Source organism: Nitrospirota bacterium, assembly GCA_016214855.1.
GTDB lineage: Bacteria > Nitrospirota > Thermodesulfovibrionia > Thermodesulfovibrionales > UBA6898 > UBA6898.
Genome location: JACRMT010000014.1, coordinates 1 through 16,249 on the forward strand (window position 1 = coordinate 1; position 16,249 = coordinate 16,249).

Here is a 16,249-nt window from a genome sequence, read left to right on the forward strand (position 1 = left end):
AGGGCCGCTTACCATAACCACGACCAGTTTACCGGGTGGGGTTGTGGGCACAGCATACCCTGCAACGACCCTGACGGCAACAGGCGGCTTTGGTCCGAAGACCTGGTCTATAGTATTGGGCGGAGGTGGCATCGGGGTTCCAAGTGGCGGACTTCCTGGCGGCTTGACGCTGAGCGCAGCAGGAGTAATTACCGGAACACCGACAGCACCGGGGACCTTTAATTTCACGGTGCGGGTAACAGACAGCAGCGGCTCTGTAACAAAGTCCCTGAGTATTGTTGTGGCAGCGCCATAATTATGGTGAATGGATTACATGAAGCGATCCAGCTGACAAAAAGGAGTGATATTATGAAAATAAGAAGGGTCTTATCTATCATCGGGTTGCAATTTATTGGCCTCATCTTTTGCGCATTGTCCGAGGGTGTCGTCAATGTGCAATGCCCGGGAGACATAGATGGGGACGCGCAGTGGACAGGGGCTGAAGTGCAGCCACCGAACACGCAGTGCATTCACCTTGCTGCCGGCGATGGTTTCGTAACCATGGCTGACGGCCATCTCCAGTACACCTTTGGATTTTCCGAGGTGACCGGTGTGCTGCCGGAAGATGTCATGAGCACCGGGATGCTTGCGGCCGAATTTCCCGGCCCGACCATCAAGGTAAAGGAAGGATCCAATGTCTATCTGACCCTGACCAACGTGGGGATGATAAGGCGGCCGGATCTGTTCGATCCGCATTCGGTTCATTTTCACGGCTTTCCGAACGCTGCGCCGATCTTCGACGGCGAGCCGATGGCGTCTCTCGCCATCAACATGGGTTCCAGTCTGACCTATTACTACCAGGCGCCTGAGCCAGGCACCTATATGTATCACTGCCATGTAGAGGCGACGGAGCATATGCAGATGGGCATGCTCGCAAACTTGTGGGTTACCCCGCTGCAGGATGGTACAACGGTTGGCGGCTGCACCGCGCAGCAGTACGTGTTCAATGACGGCGATGGCTCGACCTGCTATGATCTGGATTTTCCCATACAGCTCAGCGGCTTTGACTCTATTTTTCATGACCTGCATATTGCAGTCCAGCCGCTCCCCTTTGCCATGATGAAGGACAACTATCCGATGATCAATGGGCGCGGGTATCCTGACACCATCAACCCCAATCCTCTGTCGGCACCAGCAGAGAACGGCGGCATTCAATCACAGCTTATGAGCTCGCTGATCACGGCGACAGCCGGGCAGAAAATCCTGCTCCGCGTTTCCAGCCTTGGCACCGTGGATTTTTACACCTTGTCCGTCCTTGGCATACCCATGAGGGTGGTCGGCAGAGACGCGAGAATACTGAGGAGTTCCTCGGGCCAGAACCTTTCGTACATTACCAACTCTGTCACCCTGGGCGGCGGCGAGTCTTATGACATCATTCTTGACACGGCCGGTATTGCACCCGGCACCTATTTCCTGTACGCGAAAGACCTGAACAACCTGAGCAACAACACGGAAGATTTCGGCGGCATGATGACTGAAATCGTTATCCTGTGAGCTCTTGATAAAGCGAAGGAGGAGTTTAATGGAAAACACATCTAAGAGAAAAACGATAGGGATATGGTTATTGTCCGCAGTGGTTGTCCTGTTTGCAGCATTCCCAGCGCACGGAGCCATAGACGGCATCACCGGTACGACATTCAATCTGACGGCAAGACCGGGATATATCTCGACCGCCGAGGGAGGCAGTTACCTGATGTGGGGATACGCCAACGGAATTGGATCAGGCGCGATGCAGTACCCAGGTCCCACCCTGATCGTTAATCAGGGAGATGTGGTCACGGTCAATCTCAGCAATCAATTGACGATGCCGGTATCGATCGTCTTCCCCGGCCAGTCTGCTGTTACGGCAACCGGAGGGACGCCGGGACTTCTGACCCGCGAGGCTGCTCCAGGCGGAACTGACACGGTGAGCTATACCTTCACGGCTGCTCAGCCAGGGACCTACACCTATTACAGCGGGACGCGGCCAGAGTTGCAGATCGAGATGGGGCTTGTGGGAGCCTTGATCGTGCGGCCGACCACTAATCCGGCAACGCAGGCCTACAATCACCCCGATTCTCAGTTCGATCATGAATATCTCTTTCTGCTGAGTGAAATTGATCCTATCATCCACGACCAGGTCTCTGCCGGCAATATGGCGTTGGTGGATAACACTACCTATTTCCCGGTCTACTGGATGATCAACGGCCGGACCGGACCTGACACCATGACGCCGGCCAATAATCCCCTGCTGCCGAACCAGCCCTATAACAGCATGCCAATGATGCACCCCGGTGAAAAGATCCTTCTCAGGATGATCGGCGGCGGCAGGGACATGCATCCGTTCCACACCCACGGCAATCACCACAAGGTTATTGCCCGCGACGGCAGACTGCTTTCGAGCGGCGTGGGAGCCGATCTTGCAGAGATGGCCTTTACGACCACGGTTGTGCCGGGCTCGACTGCTGATGCTATCTTCGGCTGGACGGGCGACAGGCTCGGCTGGGACATGTACGGGCACACGGCGGGAGATCCTCTGCAGCCGAACGAGTATGCACCTGACCACGGGAAACCCTTTCCGGTAACATTGCCGACCCAGCTGGAGGTCACCAATGGACAGTTCTTCAGCGGCAGTCCGTTCCTCGGGACTATGGGCTATATACCTCCGGGCGAGGGAGGCTTCAACCCCAATAGCGGCTTCTTATACATGTGGCATTCTCACAATGAGAAGGAGATTGTTAACAACGATATTTTTCCAGGCGGGCTGATGACCATGATGATTATTGAAGCTCCCGGCGTAGTGCTTGACAACCCATAGGAGAAGGAGATGGAAATGAAAATATGCAGAGGAAAATCAATAGTGCAGGGCGTCTTTCTGATGCTGATCTGCATTCTTGGGTTAAGCAGCGCCTCCTGGGGTGCGGAGTTCTGGCTCAGGGCCGAAACGCTTACGAAGACCATGCCGGACACAAGCGTGGTCACCATGTGGGGCTTTGCTCAGTGCACTGACGGCACGTATGCGAGCTGTACTCCGGCAACGGTGCCCGGGCCGCGCTTGACAGTGCCAGTCGGTGACACGACTCTGACTATCAACTTGCGCAACAATCTTACCGGCCCCTTTGTCGAGCCGGTATCGCTCGTGATTCCCGGACAGACGATCGTTCCTGCACCAGTGAGGAATCCGGATGGCAGGGTCAGATCATTTACAACCGAAACGCCTCCGGACAACGCCACAACAGTAACCTACACATGGACCAGCATGAAAACCGGGACCTATCTCTACCAGAGCGGCAGCCATCCGGCTGTACAGGTCCAGATGGGACTGTACGGCGCTGTCACCCGTAACGCAGCTGCAGGGCAGGCCTATGGTCCATCGACCGCGTACGCTGCAGAAGCGATCCTGTTGTTCAGCGAGATCGACCCTGTGCTCCATGGGCATGTTGCGGCCGGCACTTATGGGCAACTGCCGCCAACCGGCATTACCAGCACTATGAACTATGAACCCAAGTATTTTCTGATCAACGGCGAACCATTCACCCCTGCTGCCCCTCGTATCTCCGCTGGAATAGTCGGCCAGAACCTGCTGCTTCGTTTTCTGAGTGCAGGGCTCAAGCACCGTGTGCCGACCATCTACGGCTTGAATATTTCCCTGGTGGCTGAGGATGGTAACCCTTATCCCTATCCGAAAGAACAGTATTCGCTGCTGCTCTCTCCAGGCAAGACCCTGGACGCACTGGTGACGGCAACTCCGCAGGGGGAATTCCCCGTGTACGACCGCAGGCTGGGATTAACAAACAATGCAGCTCCGTACGGAGGCATGCTTACCTACTTGAGTAACCTGCCGCTTACCATAACCACGACCAGTTTACCGGGTGGGGTTGTGGGCACAGCATATCCTGCAACGACCCTGACGGCAACAGGCGGCTCTGGTCCGAAGACCTGGTCTGTATCGGCTGGAGCGCTTCCTGGCGGCTTGACGCTGAGCGCAGCAGGAGTAATTACCGGTACGCCGACAGCACCGGGGACATTCAATTTCACGGTGCAGGTAACAGACAGTAGCGGCACAGCAACAAAGCCTCTGAGTATTATTGTGACAGTAGGGCCGCTTACCATAACCACGACCAGTTTACCGGGTGGGGTTGTGGGCACAGCATACCCTGCAACGACCCTGACGGCAACAGGCGGCTTTGGTCCGAAGACCTGGTCTATAGTATTGGGCGGAGGTGGCATCGGGGTTCCCATAACGTGAATATGTCTATCATGGGTCCCAACATGAACCATGAATCGTGCGGATGATGCAGGGCATGACGGGACAACAAGAGAAGATTCCTGCAGAGAAGAAGGGCCGCCATATGAGTTATCTCATATGGTGGCTTCTTCTGTCCCTTCTTCTGATGTGCAGCGGAAATAGTTCGGCGGCTGATGATGTTCGGTCCGCAATGGAAATGCAGTGGGGTGTAAAGGTCATGCCGATACACCTGTCAGCGGAAGGATATATGCTCGACTTCCGCTACCGGGTGCTTGATCCGGAAAAAGCTGCGCCCCTCTTCGACCGGAAGATCAAGCCTTACCTGGTAGACGAAGCCACTGGCGCGGTATTGGGTGTACCGGAACCGCCAAAAGTGGGGGCGCTCCGAAATACACGGAAGCCCCTGCCGGACCGCAACTACTTTATCCTGTTTGCCAACCCGGGACGGTACGTGCAGAAGGGCAAGAAAGTTACTGTAGTGATCGGTGATTTCAAGGTCGAACACCTCGTCGTGGAATGAACTTCGGATATGGCTCAATAAAGGCCAAAGATAATAAGAGAGCGACTTCTAACGCAGGAATGTAGTGGTTTTCTTGTCGCAATAAATACTGTTTCATTGCCCTGCAGATAATATTGATACTCTCTATAAGCAGCCGGGCAGCTCCAGGCGAGAGAGAATGCTATCTGATCTTTGCCCCTTCCTCAACGTCCTTTTCCGGTATGAGGATGATCGGCACGCCGTCAGCGCCTGTTGCGGCAAGGAGCATGCCCTGTGATTCAACGCCCATCAGTTTTGCAGGCTGGAGGTTCGTGACCACGACGATCTTCCTGTTGATAAGGTCTTCAGGAGCATAGGCCTTCCCGATGCCTGCCACGATCTGCCGCATGCCTCCGGTGTCCACCTGAAGACAGAGGAGCTTATCTGATTTTTTCACTCTTTCGGCGCTTATCACTTTGCCGATCCTGAGCTCTACCCTGGCTACATCCTGTATGGAGATGAGGTTTGTCTCTTCTTTTTTTTCTTCGAGAGGCTTTGTTTCTTCTGTCATCTTTTTATCCTTTTCTATTCTCGGGAAGAGCTGCTCCCCTTTTGCTGTTTTTATGGCATAGTCCGGCATCCATTCCACATCGCAGATACGCGGCAGCTCTGCTTCTTCTGTTATGCTTTGGCCTGTTTCTCCGGTCAGCGACTTCAGGCCCAATTGCTGCCATATCTTCTCTGCAGTTGGCGGCATGAAGGGGTAGATCGAGAGGGCGATCAGCCTGAGCGCATTCCAGAGATCGAACATGACCTCCTTCAGTCTGGGCAGGTCTGACTTTGCCAGTTTCCACGGTTCAGTCTGGGCTATGTGGTTGTTGGCAGCCCTCACCAGATCCCAGATATGATCGAGGATACCGTTGAACTGGCAGCGGGACCAGATATCATTATCATGTGCGCTGTTAAAGGCATTAAGGCACTGCAGTCCGAAATTGCTGCTGCCAAAGGGTTGCGGCTTCTCGATCGCTCCGTCGAAATACTTCTCTGCCATGGTGATGAACCTGCTCAGAAGATTGCCGAGATCGTTTGCCAGATCGGTATTGATGCGGTTCACCAGGGCCTGTTCGGAAAAGTCACCGTCAAGGCCGAAGGGCACTTCCCTGAAGAGAAAATATCTGAAGGCGTCCGCGCTGTATCGGTCAGCCATGGCATGGGGGTCAACGACATTGCCGATTGATTTGGACATCTTCTTCCCCTCTATCGTCCACCAGCCATGTGCGAAGATATTGCCCGGCAGAGGAAGGTCGAGCGCCATAAGCATGGTTGACCAGTACACAGCATGGGTTGTAAGGATGTCTTTGCCGACCAGATGGTGCTCTGCAGGCCACCAAAAATCGCCTGCCTTTGCTTTTTCTGCCCCTGGCGCAAGATAACGCGTTGCAGAAAAATAGTTCACCAGGGCATCGAACCAGACATACGTGACGAACCGATCATCAAAGGGCAGCGGAATTCCCCAGGAGAGGCGTTGTTTCGGTCTTGATATGCAGAGGTCCCCGAGGGTGTTGTTTTTGAGGAAACCTAACACTTCATTCCGCCTTGTCTCCGGAAGGATATAGGCAGGATGTGCCTCGATATAGGCCACAAGCCGGTCATGGTACTTTGACATGAGAAAGAAGTAGTTCTCTTCCTGGATCTGCTCAACAGGTCTGCCGCAGTCAGGACAGTTTCCGCTTGCCAGATCCTTTTCTGTCCAGAACCGCTCATCAGGAGTGCAGTACCATCCGGAATACGAACGCTTCTCAATCTCTCCCCTGTCCCAGAGCATCTGGAGAAGACCCTGTACGGTCCTGACATGGTTCGTATCGGTTGTTCTGATAAAGGAGTCATTCGTGATATTCAGCTTCTTCCATATGGCCTTAAAGTTGTCGACAAGGAGGTCAGCATGTTCTTTGGGAGACCGGCCCTTGTCTGCAGCAGCCTTTTCAACCTTCTGTCCGTGTTCGTCGGTGCCGGTGAGGAAGAAGACCTCATAACCGTTCAGTCTGTGGTAGCGCGCAAGAATATCAGCCGCAATGGTGGTGTATGCATGGCCGATATGGGGGATATCGTTCACATAATAGATCGGCGTTGTTACGTAAAATCTTTTGCTCACGTGCTTAGGTGCCTGCTTCCGGCTTTGGGGGTCTCTTTTTGTTGCGCCTTCTCCGCCTTTTCTTCGGCGCAGTTCCGGGTTGCTGCTCGCTCCTCTGTCCTGAGGAAGGAGCTGCTGCCTTTTCCGCAGAATCCCCGGCAGGGCGTTCGTTCTCACTGCTGGCAGGCTGGATCTCTTCGGTCGCTTCTGCAGGCTCTTCGACGGGTTCTCTTTTCCTGCGGCCCCGCTCTTCAGGAGTCAACGGCGGCATGCCTTCGTGGTATTCATATCCCAGGCAGCACATAAGTCTGCCGCAGGCCCCTGAAAGTTTTCCGGTGTTAAGGGTAAGATCCTGCTGCTTTGCCATTTTTATCGAGATCGGCTCAAAATTGGAAAGGAAGGCCTTGCAGCAGAGTTCCTGGCCGCAGAGGCCAAAACCTCCGACCAGTTTTGCCTTATCCCGTACGCCGATCTGACGCATCTCAATGCGCGTCTTGAATCTTGCTGCAAGGTCTTTGACAAGCTCCCTGAAATCTATCCTTCCGTCCGCAGTGAAGTAAAAAACGATCCGCTTTCTGTCAAGTGTCGCTTCAGCCCGAACCAGCTTCATGGGCAACCCCCGTGCCATGACCCGTTCATAGCAGAAGCTTTTCGCCTCCTGTTCGAACTTCTCGTTGTCGGTCTTCTGTTTGAAGTCCTCATCTGATGCCACGCGGAGAACTTTCTTCAGATCCTTCTGAGGGCTCTCAAGGGGGTGGGGAGGCTCAACAACTGAGCCGATGCTCAGGCCGAACTCCGAATCAATAACGACCTTGTCTCCTTTCCGGAGATCGAGATCGTTCGCGTCGAAGTCGTAGATCTTTCCACAGCTCTTAAATCGTATTCCGACAATGTCAGGCATACTATGAATACAGTTCCTTTCTCAGCAGGCATGCGGTGTAGTTCCATGTGAGCGATTTGTTCAGATTGAACAGCAGCATGGTCTTTATGAAGCTCAGTTCCTTATACAGGTCTATTATACCCTGTACATCAAGAGATTTTCCTGTCTTCCCGAGGGTATCGGCAAGGTCTGCGTTTATAACATGCGCAGTGTTCCCGGTTATTCTGTTTACGGCAAGATCGCGGATGAATATCAGGGCAAGGTCAAACCATTTATCCATCTCTTCCCGCGATGCCCAGTTGTCCTTTTCTGCCCGGGTCATTGCCTTGAGCAGGTCCATGAACCAATCCCGGTCCTCTTTGACATCTGACGAAAGGGCAACTCCGGGTCTTCCGAGGGAAAGTCTCAATGCCAGGTCAGCATCGTCGTCGCCCATCTTCTTTTTCAGGATCTCTCTGGACGAAATCAGAGAATGCGTATGGAACAGGATTTTCGAACAACGAGAACGTATGGTCGCCGGGAGACGATCGGGCCGAGATGTGATCAGGATGATAAGGCTGTCTTCAGGAGGCTCTTCCAGGGTCTTAAGAAAGGCATTTGCAGCAGACGAGTTCATGCTGTCGGCATCATCGACAATGACGATCTTCTTTTTCCCTTCAAAGGGCCTGAAAGACAGGGCCTCTTCAATAGCCCGTATCTCCTCTATTTTAATGATGCGTTCTTCCGGTGCGATCGCAATGACATCAGGGTGGGTGCCCGCATTGATCTTGCAGCAGGAGTCGCAGACCTCGCAGGCATCAAAATCAGTGATGGGTGATGGGTGATGGGTGATGAGTGATAAGTCTTTGTCCTTTAACCCATTACCCATAACGCATAACTCATTACGGTCTTTCAGGCAATTGACGGCCTTTGCAAAATTCAGCGCTGTTGTTTTTTTCCCGATGCCGGATTCTCCGCAGAAGAGATACGCGCCGGCAAGCCGGTCTCTCTTTAAGATGCCCTGAAGCATGCTGACGGCTTTGTCCTGCCCTATGATATCTTTCAATGCCATATGATTTTCCGTGCCTGTCTGATTCCATAAATCTCCCCTAATCCCTCTATGCTAAAGAGGGGAGTAATTCCTCCCTTTGGCAAAGGGAGGATAGGAGGGATTTTACCATTATAGTTTGTCATTAATACGAGACTGCTAATAAATCATGCGCTACAAAAATGCCGCAACAACAGCTTTTATTTTTTGATGCACAGTCTCTAAGCCCTCACTACAGTCAATGATCCGTATCCTGTCTGGCTGCCCTGCCGCTATTTCAAGAAAACCGGCGCGCACTTTTTTATGGAAGGCGACATCCTCGAGTTCGAGTCTGTCGCGCTTGTTGATATCCCTGTTTCTCTGCAGGCCTGTCTCGACATCAATATCAAGCAGAAGGGTCAGGTCAGGTCTCATGCCTTTTGTTGCGATAGCATCAAGTGTGTCTATCATCGTGCGGTCTATGCCTCTTCCATATCCCTGGTACGCGAGTGTGGAGTCGCTGAACCGGTCGGTAACAACGATCTCACCCCGCTCCAGCGCAGGAGCAATGACCTCTCTGATATGCTGCACCCGGGCTGCATTATAGAGAAGAAGTTCGGTCACAGAGTCCATCTCTTTGCTCTCCAAAGAAAGCAGAAGCTCACGGATCTTCAGACTTATGGCAGTGCCGCCGGGTTCAGCCGTTCGCACAACGATCCGTCCGCGCTGCTGCAGATGTTCTGTCAGCAGCCGTGCCTGCGTAGATTTGCCCGTGCCCTCAATGCCTTCGAACGAGATGAAAAGACCCTTCATGCCAGGTCTTCTTTCAATCTCAAGAGCAGCTGGAATATCTTTACTGCCTCCTCTATGGTCCTTGATCCTGTTCCGCAGGAAGGCGTAATGAGCATATGGGAACGGATAAGCTCCTGGGGAATATGCCGTGAAAGGGTGCGCAGGCCTGCCTGAAATCTCTCACGGATAGAATCAGGATCTTCTCCCTGAATGGCATCTGATGTCGGCACAATACCCCAGGCAAAGTAGCCGCCCTTTTCAAGAAAGTTCCGGCATTCCTCAGGATACAGGGCAAGGGTGTCCAGGTAGTCATAGGCATCGAAGTTCACGATCTCCGCCCCGCTGTTCATCACCATCGGCCAGTCAGCATTTCCGCATGAATGGATGCCGGCAATGGCCCCTTCCGTCTTGATCGTATTGACCATTTCCCGGAGAAGCCTGAGCGCCTCATCAGTGCTCACGCCGAGATAACTTGAGCTGCCGAGGGCAGAAAGGATTGGCTCGTCAATAAAAACAATGACGTTTTCAGCATGCTGCTTCAGTATATCTATCTGCCAGCGGGTCTTTGCCTGGAGGAGCATGAGAGAGATCTCGCGGAACTCTTCATCAAAGTACACGGGTTTTCCCGTATCGTCTTTCAGTCCGAGCGTGAAGGTGAGCGGCCCGGTAACATGGCCTTTCAGGATGCCGAACCGTCTGCCCCTGATCATCCTCAGAAAGGCATGCAGGCCCTGGGCATAATCCTCGGATATGGCTATTCTGCTTTCCGGCGTACAGCTCTCGTAAAAGCGCTCCAGTTCGTCGGAGACGTTCCTTTCGATCCATATCAGCCGCTTTTCCTGATCGATCTTCAGAAACGGCATGCCTTCGGAGAACTGGGGTATCATGAACTCTTTAAAGGATATATTCGGGAATTGGGGCCAAAACGGTATATCAAAAGAACTGAGTACAAGCCTGCATCCATCAATTGCACTGTGGTGTGGAAGGCTTCCGATCCCTGTTGTCAGGCCTGGTTTTAACATCTATGAATGATACTCTATCAGAGACCATCCTTTCAAAGTCTTTTTCCTGAAAAGGGTATAATGAAATATGAAGGGACTTCTCATATTTCTGCTCCTTCTGCCATCTCTCGCAGCAGCCTTTATGTCTGACGATGAGCTCGCAGTCCTTCAGCGGACCTCAGCAGGCTGGTCAACAGGAGAGAGGATAGCCTTCTGGGCAGAGCAGTTCATCAACACGCCGTATGACCCTGATCCTTTTGGTGAATATGTGAGAAATAATGTCCTTGTTGCTGATGATCGGGTTGACTGCATGTACCATGCGTTCAGATCGGTTGAACTTGCCCTGGGAAAGGATCCTGCTGACTCGTTAACCGTGGCCCTTGACAAGCGCTTTCATGGAAAGGGCCTTGTTGAGAACGGGAAGGTCAGCAACTATGCAGATAGATTCAGATATGGCGAGGACATGATCGAAAGCGGGAAATGGGGCAGGGAGATTACATCAGAGCTTGGAGGGACCGTCATGATCAAGGGCGCGCGGGGCAGGGAGCGCGTTGTCATGATACGGAAGCACAATATTCCGGACGTGCAGGGCAGACTCCGGAACGGTGACCTTGTTTTTTTTGTCAAGGACCCGAAAAAAAGGGTCTCAGGAGAGATCATCGGGCATATCGGCATTATTAAGATCGAGGAAGAAAAGACATATCTCGTGAGTGCTTTTGGCAGAAAAAACAGAGGAGGAACCGTGAGAAAGGTCCTCTTATCAGACTACAGTACAGGAATGCCGTTTGCCGGGATACGGGTATCCCGCCTGGAATAAGCATGCACTGTCCAGAATACGATATGGTCTATTGGAACAGACAGGACTGATTATTTGTTCCTCCTCTGATGCTTGGTCTTCCTGAGCAGCTTCTTATGTTTATGCTTGCTCATCTTCTTTTTGCGCCACTTGACTACGCTTCCCACACACTCACCTCCTTTTATTCGATTTTAACGTATTACAGCCAGCAGCAGAGCGAGAAAAACTGCCCATCTATCCCTTTACTGCGCAATAATCCCTATCTGCCCGTTTCTTAAATTCTCTTGCCTGGTCAATGAAGGCTTCAAGCTGTATCTCGGTAGTCAGAGACTCTGTCCCATCGTAGGGTATGCTCAAGCACGGGATCTTATGATTATTCTTGACCCCTCGCAGAAGTGCATTGACTATCGTGCCCGGCATGCAGCCAAAAGGCATTGCATTGACAATGCCTGAAGCCCCTCTCCTGATAAGGTCAATACTTTTCCCGATGCTCAGGATGGCCTCGCCTTCAAAGGTCGGGTGGATATAGGGGCGCGCATTCTGCATAACTGTCCGTGTGTCAGGTTCATGCAGCGTGCGCAGAAAGCCCGAAAAAAGCCTTCCCAATCTATGTTCTACCCTCTTTTGAAAGAACCTCTTTGACAGAAGAGTAATCATACCAGACAGGTCTTTTTTAATCAAGACCTTGCGGATACCCATGAGGTTGATATAGCTGATCCATTCGTCGACCGGGGTGAGATATGCCTCTCCGCCGAGTGCCTCGATCCTTCTGACAAGATTATCATTGGAGAATCTGTTGGAGCGGACAAAGATCTCGCCGACAATGCCGATGAGGGGTTTTACCTCTTTTTGGACAGGGATGCCCTCAAATTCCCGCCGCGCTGTCTTCAATACTTCTTCAATGTTCCCGTTTCTTGTGCTGAGCGTTCTGCGCAGCACAAGCAGATGTTTCTGATAGGTACGGTCAGTTAACCCTTTTTCTTTTTCATAGGGTCTTGTCTCAAGAAGACATTTTCTGAGAAGGCTTATGGACACTACGCCCTCCCAGACCCTCATTGCATACCCTTTCCCTGCCAGACCAAGGTGCTTATAAAAATGCTCGTCCTGATTTGGCGAAAAGACCGGAAGATCTTCCATGCCAAGATCACGGATCACCTGCCTTTGGAAGATATTATACTGACCGAACCGGCAGGGGCCTGTGCCCGACGGCATAAAGAAAGCCGACCGTTTCGGATCAAATCCAGGTTCCAGGGCCTTCTTTATCATATCCCCGGTTGTTACTGCGCAGGGATAGCATTCCTTTCCTGATACGAACCTCCTGCCCAGATCAACGGACTCCTGGCTTGACTCCGGGAGCACTTCTGCCGCGGTGCCGCAATACGAGAATGCAGCTGCGATCGCAAAGGCATGGTCAGACATAGGCGGAATATAAACGGTTCGGGAGGCGTCGTGCTTAATGTGTGATGGGCTGATCTTCTGAATGCTCTTCGTATGCTTCCTGATCGCGGCTGCTGCATCGCGGTTCTGAATGCTGTCGAGAAAGGCCTCGCACCGCGTTATTGCCCCTGCATCAGCACTGTGAGCATCAAGTTCAAGATGGAGATAGGATTTCCCTGCCATCTCTTCTTCAAAGAACTTCAGAATGAAGGAGTCCGGGCCGCAGGAAAAGTTGCCGATATAGACGGCATCAAGGAGCGGGTTAGAGGCTATGATCCTGCCTGCGCTGAGGATCCGCTGCCCGGCTCTCCAATACATATTGGGCCAGTCTTTTCTTATTTCCTCCTGCTGGAGCGGCAGAAAATCCATCGGAATGGTGAGCACGCCGAGGTTACCGATCTTTTTCGGGATGTCAAGGTTCATGCCCTTATCAAAAGAATTGTACGCTCTTCCGACGATAACAAGGGCTTTATCATTCAGGGATTCGAGGACTTCCCTTCCTTTTTCCTTTATCGTTTGCACAAAGGCTTCCTGCATCTTGTTTGCGGCAGCCATGGCTGACGATATCTCGGCAGAGGAGATCTTGAACTGCTTCAGGCTTTGCCGGAGTTCCTGCTTAAGGTTATTCTTTCCCCTGGACAGCCTGACCGCAGGCATGATGAAGGTTGTGTCAGGAAAAGCGGTCTTTGCCATGTAGGGTATGGCCTGGGTATAAGGACAGGCAAGGCCGGACTTTGCAGGGTCAATATCAGCATTCAGATCAATAAAACTCGGTACAAGAACAGCATCCACCTCTTCCTGTATGAGATGAGCGATGTGGCCATGCGCTGCCTTTACAGGGAAACATGTCTCTGCAAGGATGGTCTCATTGCCAAGGTCAATAATACTCCTTTCTGCCCGTGGAGAAACGACAACCTCGAAGCCGAGTTCCCATAAGAGTGTTGTCCAGTAGGGCAGAAGATCGTGGAAATAGAAGATAAAGGGAATGCCGATCCTGCCACGTGAAGCGTGATGCTTGAAACGTGATGCGGTTTTCTTTGTTGACTCGTTACGCTTTACGTATAACGCCTTACGGTCGATATGCGCCTGCCAGAGCATCTCATCCCTGAATGCGAAGAGGTCAGGCAAGTCCGCTCTGACCGGCTTTTTTCTTACATCATATTTTTCGCATCTGCCGCCGTAATAGAGATGATCCTTCACGCCCTGCACGTTTATGCGGTTGATCTCACAGATATTTGAACAGCCTTTGCACGCAAAGGACGTTATCTCGTACGGGAGCTGTGAGGCCTCAAAGCCTTTAAAGGACGTTCGGAGTTCAGGGTTCGGAGTTTTAAGTTTTCCTTCTGACTGCTGATAGCTGACTGCTGATAACTGATTTGATATATGTTCTCTTGCTATCAGTGCCATGCCGATGGCGCCGGTAACGTCATGATGCTCCGGCACAATGACTTTTTTACCAAGATAATTTTCGAAGGCTGCAACAACCGCCTTATTAAAGGCGACCCCGCCCTGAAAGAATATTTTCTCTCCGATCGGCCGCTTGCAGACCACGCGGTTTATGTAGTTTTGAACTATTGAATACGCGAGCCCTGCGAGAAGTTCCTCTTTCGGCAGACCTCTCTGAAGGTTTGCCATAAGCGAGTTCTCCATGAAGACCGTGCAGCGTTCACCCAGCCTGCAGGGATTTTTTGCGCATAGCGCGATCTCCTGAAATTCAGCCTTGACCGAGATGTTCAGCTTCTCTGCCTGTTCCTCCAAAAAAGAACCTGTTCCTGCGGCGCAGGCCTTGTTCATTTCGAAATCGACGATCACCCCGTTCTTCAGCGCGATATATTTCGAGTCCTGCCCGCCGATCTCGAATATCGTATCAACATCTTTATCGATAAAGGCTGCTGCTGTTGCCTGCGCAGTTATCTCATTTTTTACGATGTCAGCTCCGATGTAATCAGCAATCATATATCTGCCGGAACCGGTCGTTCCGACCCCGGCAATGACGATCCTGTCGCCGATCTCACTGCGTATCTCTTCAAGCCCCTGCTTTACTGCCTCAATGGGTCTGCCCGCTGTCATCAGGTAACGCTTGGCGATCACATTGCAGTTTTCATCTATGATCGCGAGATTTGTGCTGATCGACCCGATATCAACGCCAAGGTAAGTTTTTAAAGGCTGTGATGAGTGATTGGTGATGAGTGATGAGTTCGGTTCAGGCTTTAAGGGTTCTTTATGTTTTGACCCATTACCCTTTACCCGCAACCCATTACGGCTTTCGAGGTGTCTTTTCGCAAAGTCAGCTCCCCGGGCAACAAGAGGGGCGTAGCCCTTTTCCTGCGGTTTTTCAGTATTAATGAAATCTTCCAGAGATGACAGGTCAAAGGCATGAAACCTGCCTGAGTCCAGATCCTTCCATGCTGAACCGATGGCGCCCATGAGCGCGAATTCCTCGGGGATGAACAAGTTGTCAAGAGAGAATATCTCACGAAAGGCCCTTACCATCCCCTTGTTTGCTGCAACGCCGCCCTGGAAAGAGACAGGGTTTTCAAGAATGCGGCCTTTTGCGATAGAGCCCTTGAAATTGCGGGCAACGGCAAAGCAGAGGCCGGCTGCGATATCCTCTACCGGTGTGGCGATCTGCTGCAGATGGATCATGTCAGACTTGGCAAAGACACTGCATCTTCCGGCGATCCTGGGAGGTTTTCGTGACTCAAGGCTGAGCCTGCTGAACTCCTCTATCGAGAGGTTGAGCCGTTCTGCCTGCTGGTCAAGAAACGAGCCGGTGCCTGCTGCACAGACCGAGTTCATCGCAAAGTCTTTTGCTGAGCACGTGTCTTCACCAAGAAATATGAGTTTTGAATCCTCGCCGCCAAGTTCAATGATCGTTCTTACCTTGGGGTAGAGTTTCCGCGTTGCATAGGCATGGGCGACCACTTCGTTGACCGGTGGAATGCCGAGGATCGATCCGATCGATCTTCCGGCAGAACCAGTGAGAGACAGTGATGCGTGATGAGTAATGAGTGACGAGTCCGGTTCCGGTCTTAAGGTTTTTTTATGTTTTAACCCGTTACCCGTTATACATAACCCGTCACGCGTTACGGCCTTCAGGAGTTCGAGCGAGACATGAAGCGGCCTTCCCTTATGACGCAGATAGGCGCTGCCGAGAATGTCTCCCCTGTCATTAAGGATAATGATCTTAACTGCTACAGAACCTGCATCCAGCCCGATATAGTTCATATTTTTAAAGGTTTTTTTGTTGCATTATACCATAAGAATTTGTCAGGTATGAGCTTTTCCCGGGCTGCCAGGGACATACTTAGTAAAAGCTGTTCTCCGCAGCAGAGCTGGAATGGTTGAAACCGGGTTGATGCATTATATATTTTATTCATACTCTTATCTGTAAATTGACATTAAAAAGAATTTCACTGACATAAAATGTCACTTGACTCTGAGTTGTTATCAGAGGTATA

At 51.8% G+C, this 16,249-nt stretch carries 13 protein-coding genes; 6 read left to right on the forward strand and 7 right to left on the reverse strand.

Features of this window, described 5'->3' with window-relative positions; translation table 11 throughout:
- The 5 genes from HZB62_12650 to HZB62_12670 form a co-directional block, all read left to right on the forward strand.
- On the forward strand, positions 1-295 hold a 295-nt coding region (locus HZB62_12650; GenBank protein MBI5076002.1), incomplete at its 5' end, for a putative Ig domain-containing protein.
- Positions 296-348: 53 nt separating this feature from the next.
- Positions 349-1,533, forward strand: coding sequence for a multicopper oxidase domain-containing protein (locus HZB62_12655; protein MBI5076003.1), 1,185 nt, complete (start codon positions 349-351; stop codon positions 1,531-1,533).
- Between the two features lie 28 nt (positions 1,534-1,561).
- Entirely contained in the window at positions 1,562-2,836 is a 1,275-nt protein-coding gene (locus tag HZB62_12660; GenBank protein MBI5076004.1) for a multicopper oxidase family protein, read from the forward strand.
- A gap of 15 nt (positions 2,837-2,851) precedes the next feature.
- On the forward strand, positions 2,852-4,267 hold the full coding sequence (locus HZB62_12665) for a putative Ig domain-containing protein (GenBank protein ID MBI5076005.1): 1,416 nt from the start codon (positions 2,852-2,854) through the stop codon (positions 4,265-4,267).
- A gap of 55 nt (positions 4,268-4,322) precedes the next feature.
- Positions 4,323-4,787, forward strand: coding sequence for a hypothetical protein (locus HZB62_12670; protein MBI5076006.1), 465 nt, complete (start codon positions 4,323-4,325; stop codon positions 4,785-4,787).
- 160 nt (positions 4,788-4,947) lie between these two features.
- Here the strand turns inward: HZB62_12670 and metG are convergent, their stop codons facing one another.
- The 5 genes from metG to HZB62_12695 all read right to left on the reverse strand — a co-directional run bounded on the left by metG (position 4,948) and on the right by HZB62_12695 (position 10,576).
- A complete protein-coding gene (metG, locus tag HZB62_12675) occupies positions 4,948-6,897 on the reverse strand; it encodes a methionine--tRNA ligase (protein MBI5076007.1) in 1,950 nt (649 codons plus the stop codon).
- A gap of 4 nt (positions 6,898-6,901) precedes the next feature.
- Entirely contained in the window at positions 6,902-7,777 is an 876-nt protein-coding gene (locus HZB62_12680; GenBank protein MBI5076008.1) for a stage 0 sporulation family protein, read from the reverse strand.
- Between the two features lies 1 nt (position 7,778).
- Positions 7,779-8,807: a DNA polymerase III subunit delta' gene (locus HZB62_12685; GenBank protein MBI5076009.1), complete on the reverse strand. Its 1,029-nt coding sequence runs from the start codon at positions 8,805-8,807 to the stop codon at positions 7,779-7,781.
- A 150-nt stretch (positions 8,808-8,957) separates the two neighbouring features.
- The gene (locus HZB62_12690; GenBank protein ID MBI5076010.1) at positions 8,958-9,575 is read right to left on the reverse strand and encodes a dTMP kinase; all 618 of its coding nucleotides are present in this window, start codon (positions 9,573-9,575) and stop codon (positions 8,958-8,960) included.
- On the reverse strand, positions 9,572-10,576 hold the full coding sequence (locus HZB62_12695; GenBank protein MBI5076011.1) for a hypothetical protein: 1,005 nt from the start codon (positions 10,574-10,576) through the stop codon (positions 9,572-9,574). The genes HZB62_12690 and HZB62_12695 overlap by 4 nt, the downstream gene beginning before the upstream one ends.
- 67 nt (positions 10,577-10,643) lie before the next feature.
- Between HZB62_12695 and HZB62_12700 the strand changes: the two genes are divergently transcribed.
- A complete protein-coding gene (locus tag HZB62_12700; GenBank protein ID MBI5076012.1) occupies positions 10,644-11,372 on the forward strand; it encodes a hypothetical protein in 729 nt (242 codons plus the stop codon).
- Between the two features lie 50 nt (positions 11,373-11,422).
- On the opposite strand, the gene HZB62_12705 is transcribed toward HZB62_12700, so the two are convergent.
- Both HZB62_12705 and HZB62_12710 read right to left on the reverse strand, forming a co-directional pair.
- Positions 11,423-11,518, reverse strand: coding sequence for an AURKAIP1/COX24 domain-containing protein (locus HZB62_12705; GenBank protein MBI5076013.1), 96 nt, complete (start codon positions 11,516-11,518; stop codon positions 11,423-11,425).
- 67 nt (positions 11,519-11,585) lie between these two features.
- Positions 11,586-16,016 (reverse strand): CoA protein activase, encoded by a 4,431-nt coding sequence (locus tag HZB62_12710; GenBank protein MBI5076014.1) that lies wholly within the window; start codon positions 16,014-16,016, stop codon positions 11,586-11,588.
- Positions 16,017-16,249 lie beyond the last annotated feature (233 nt).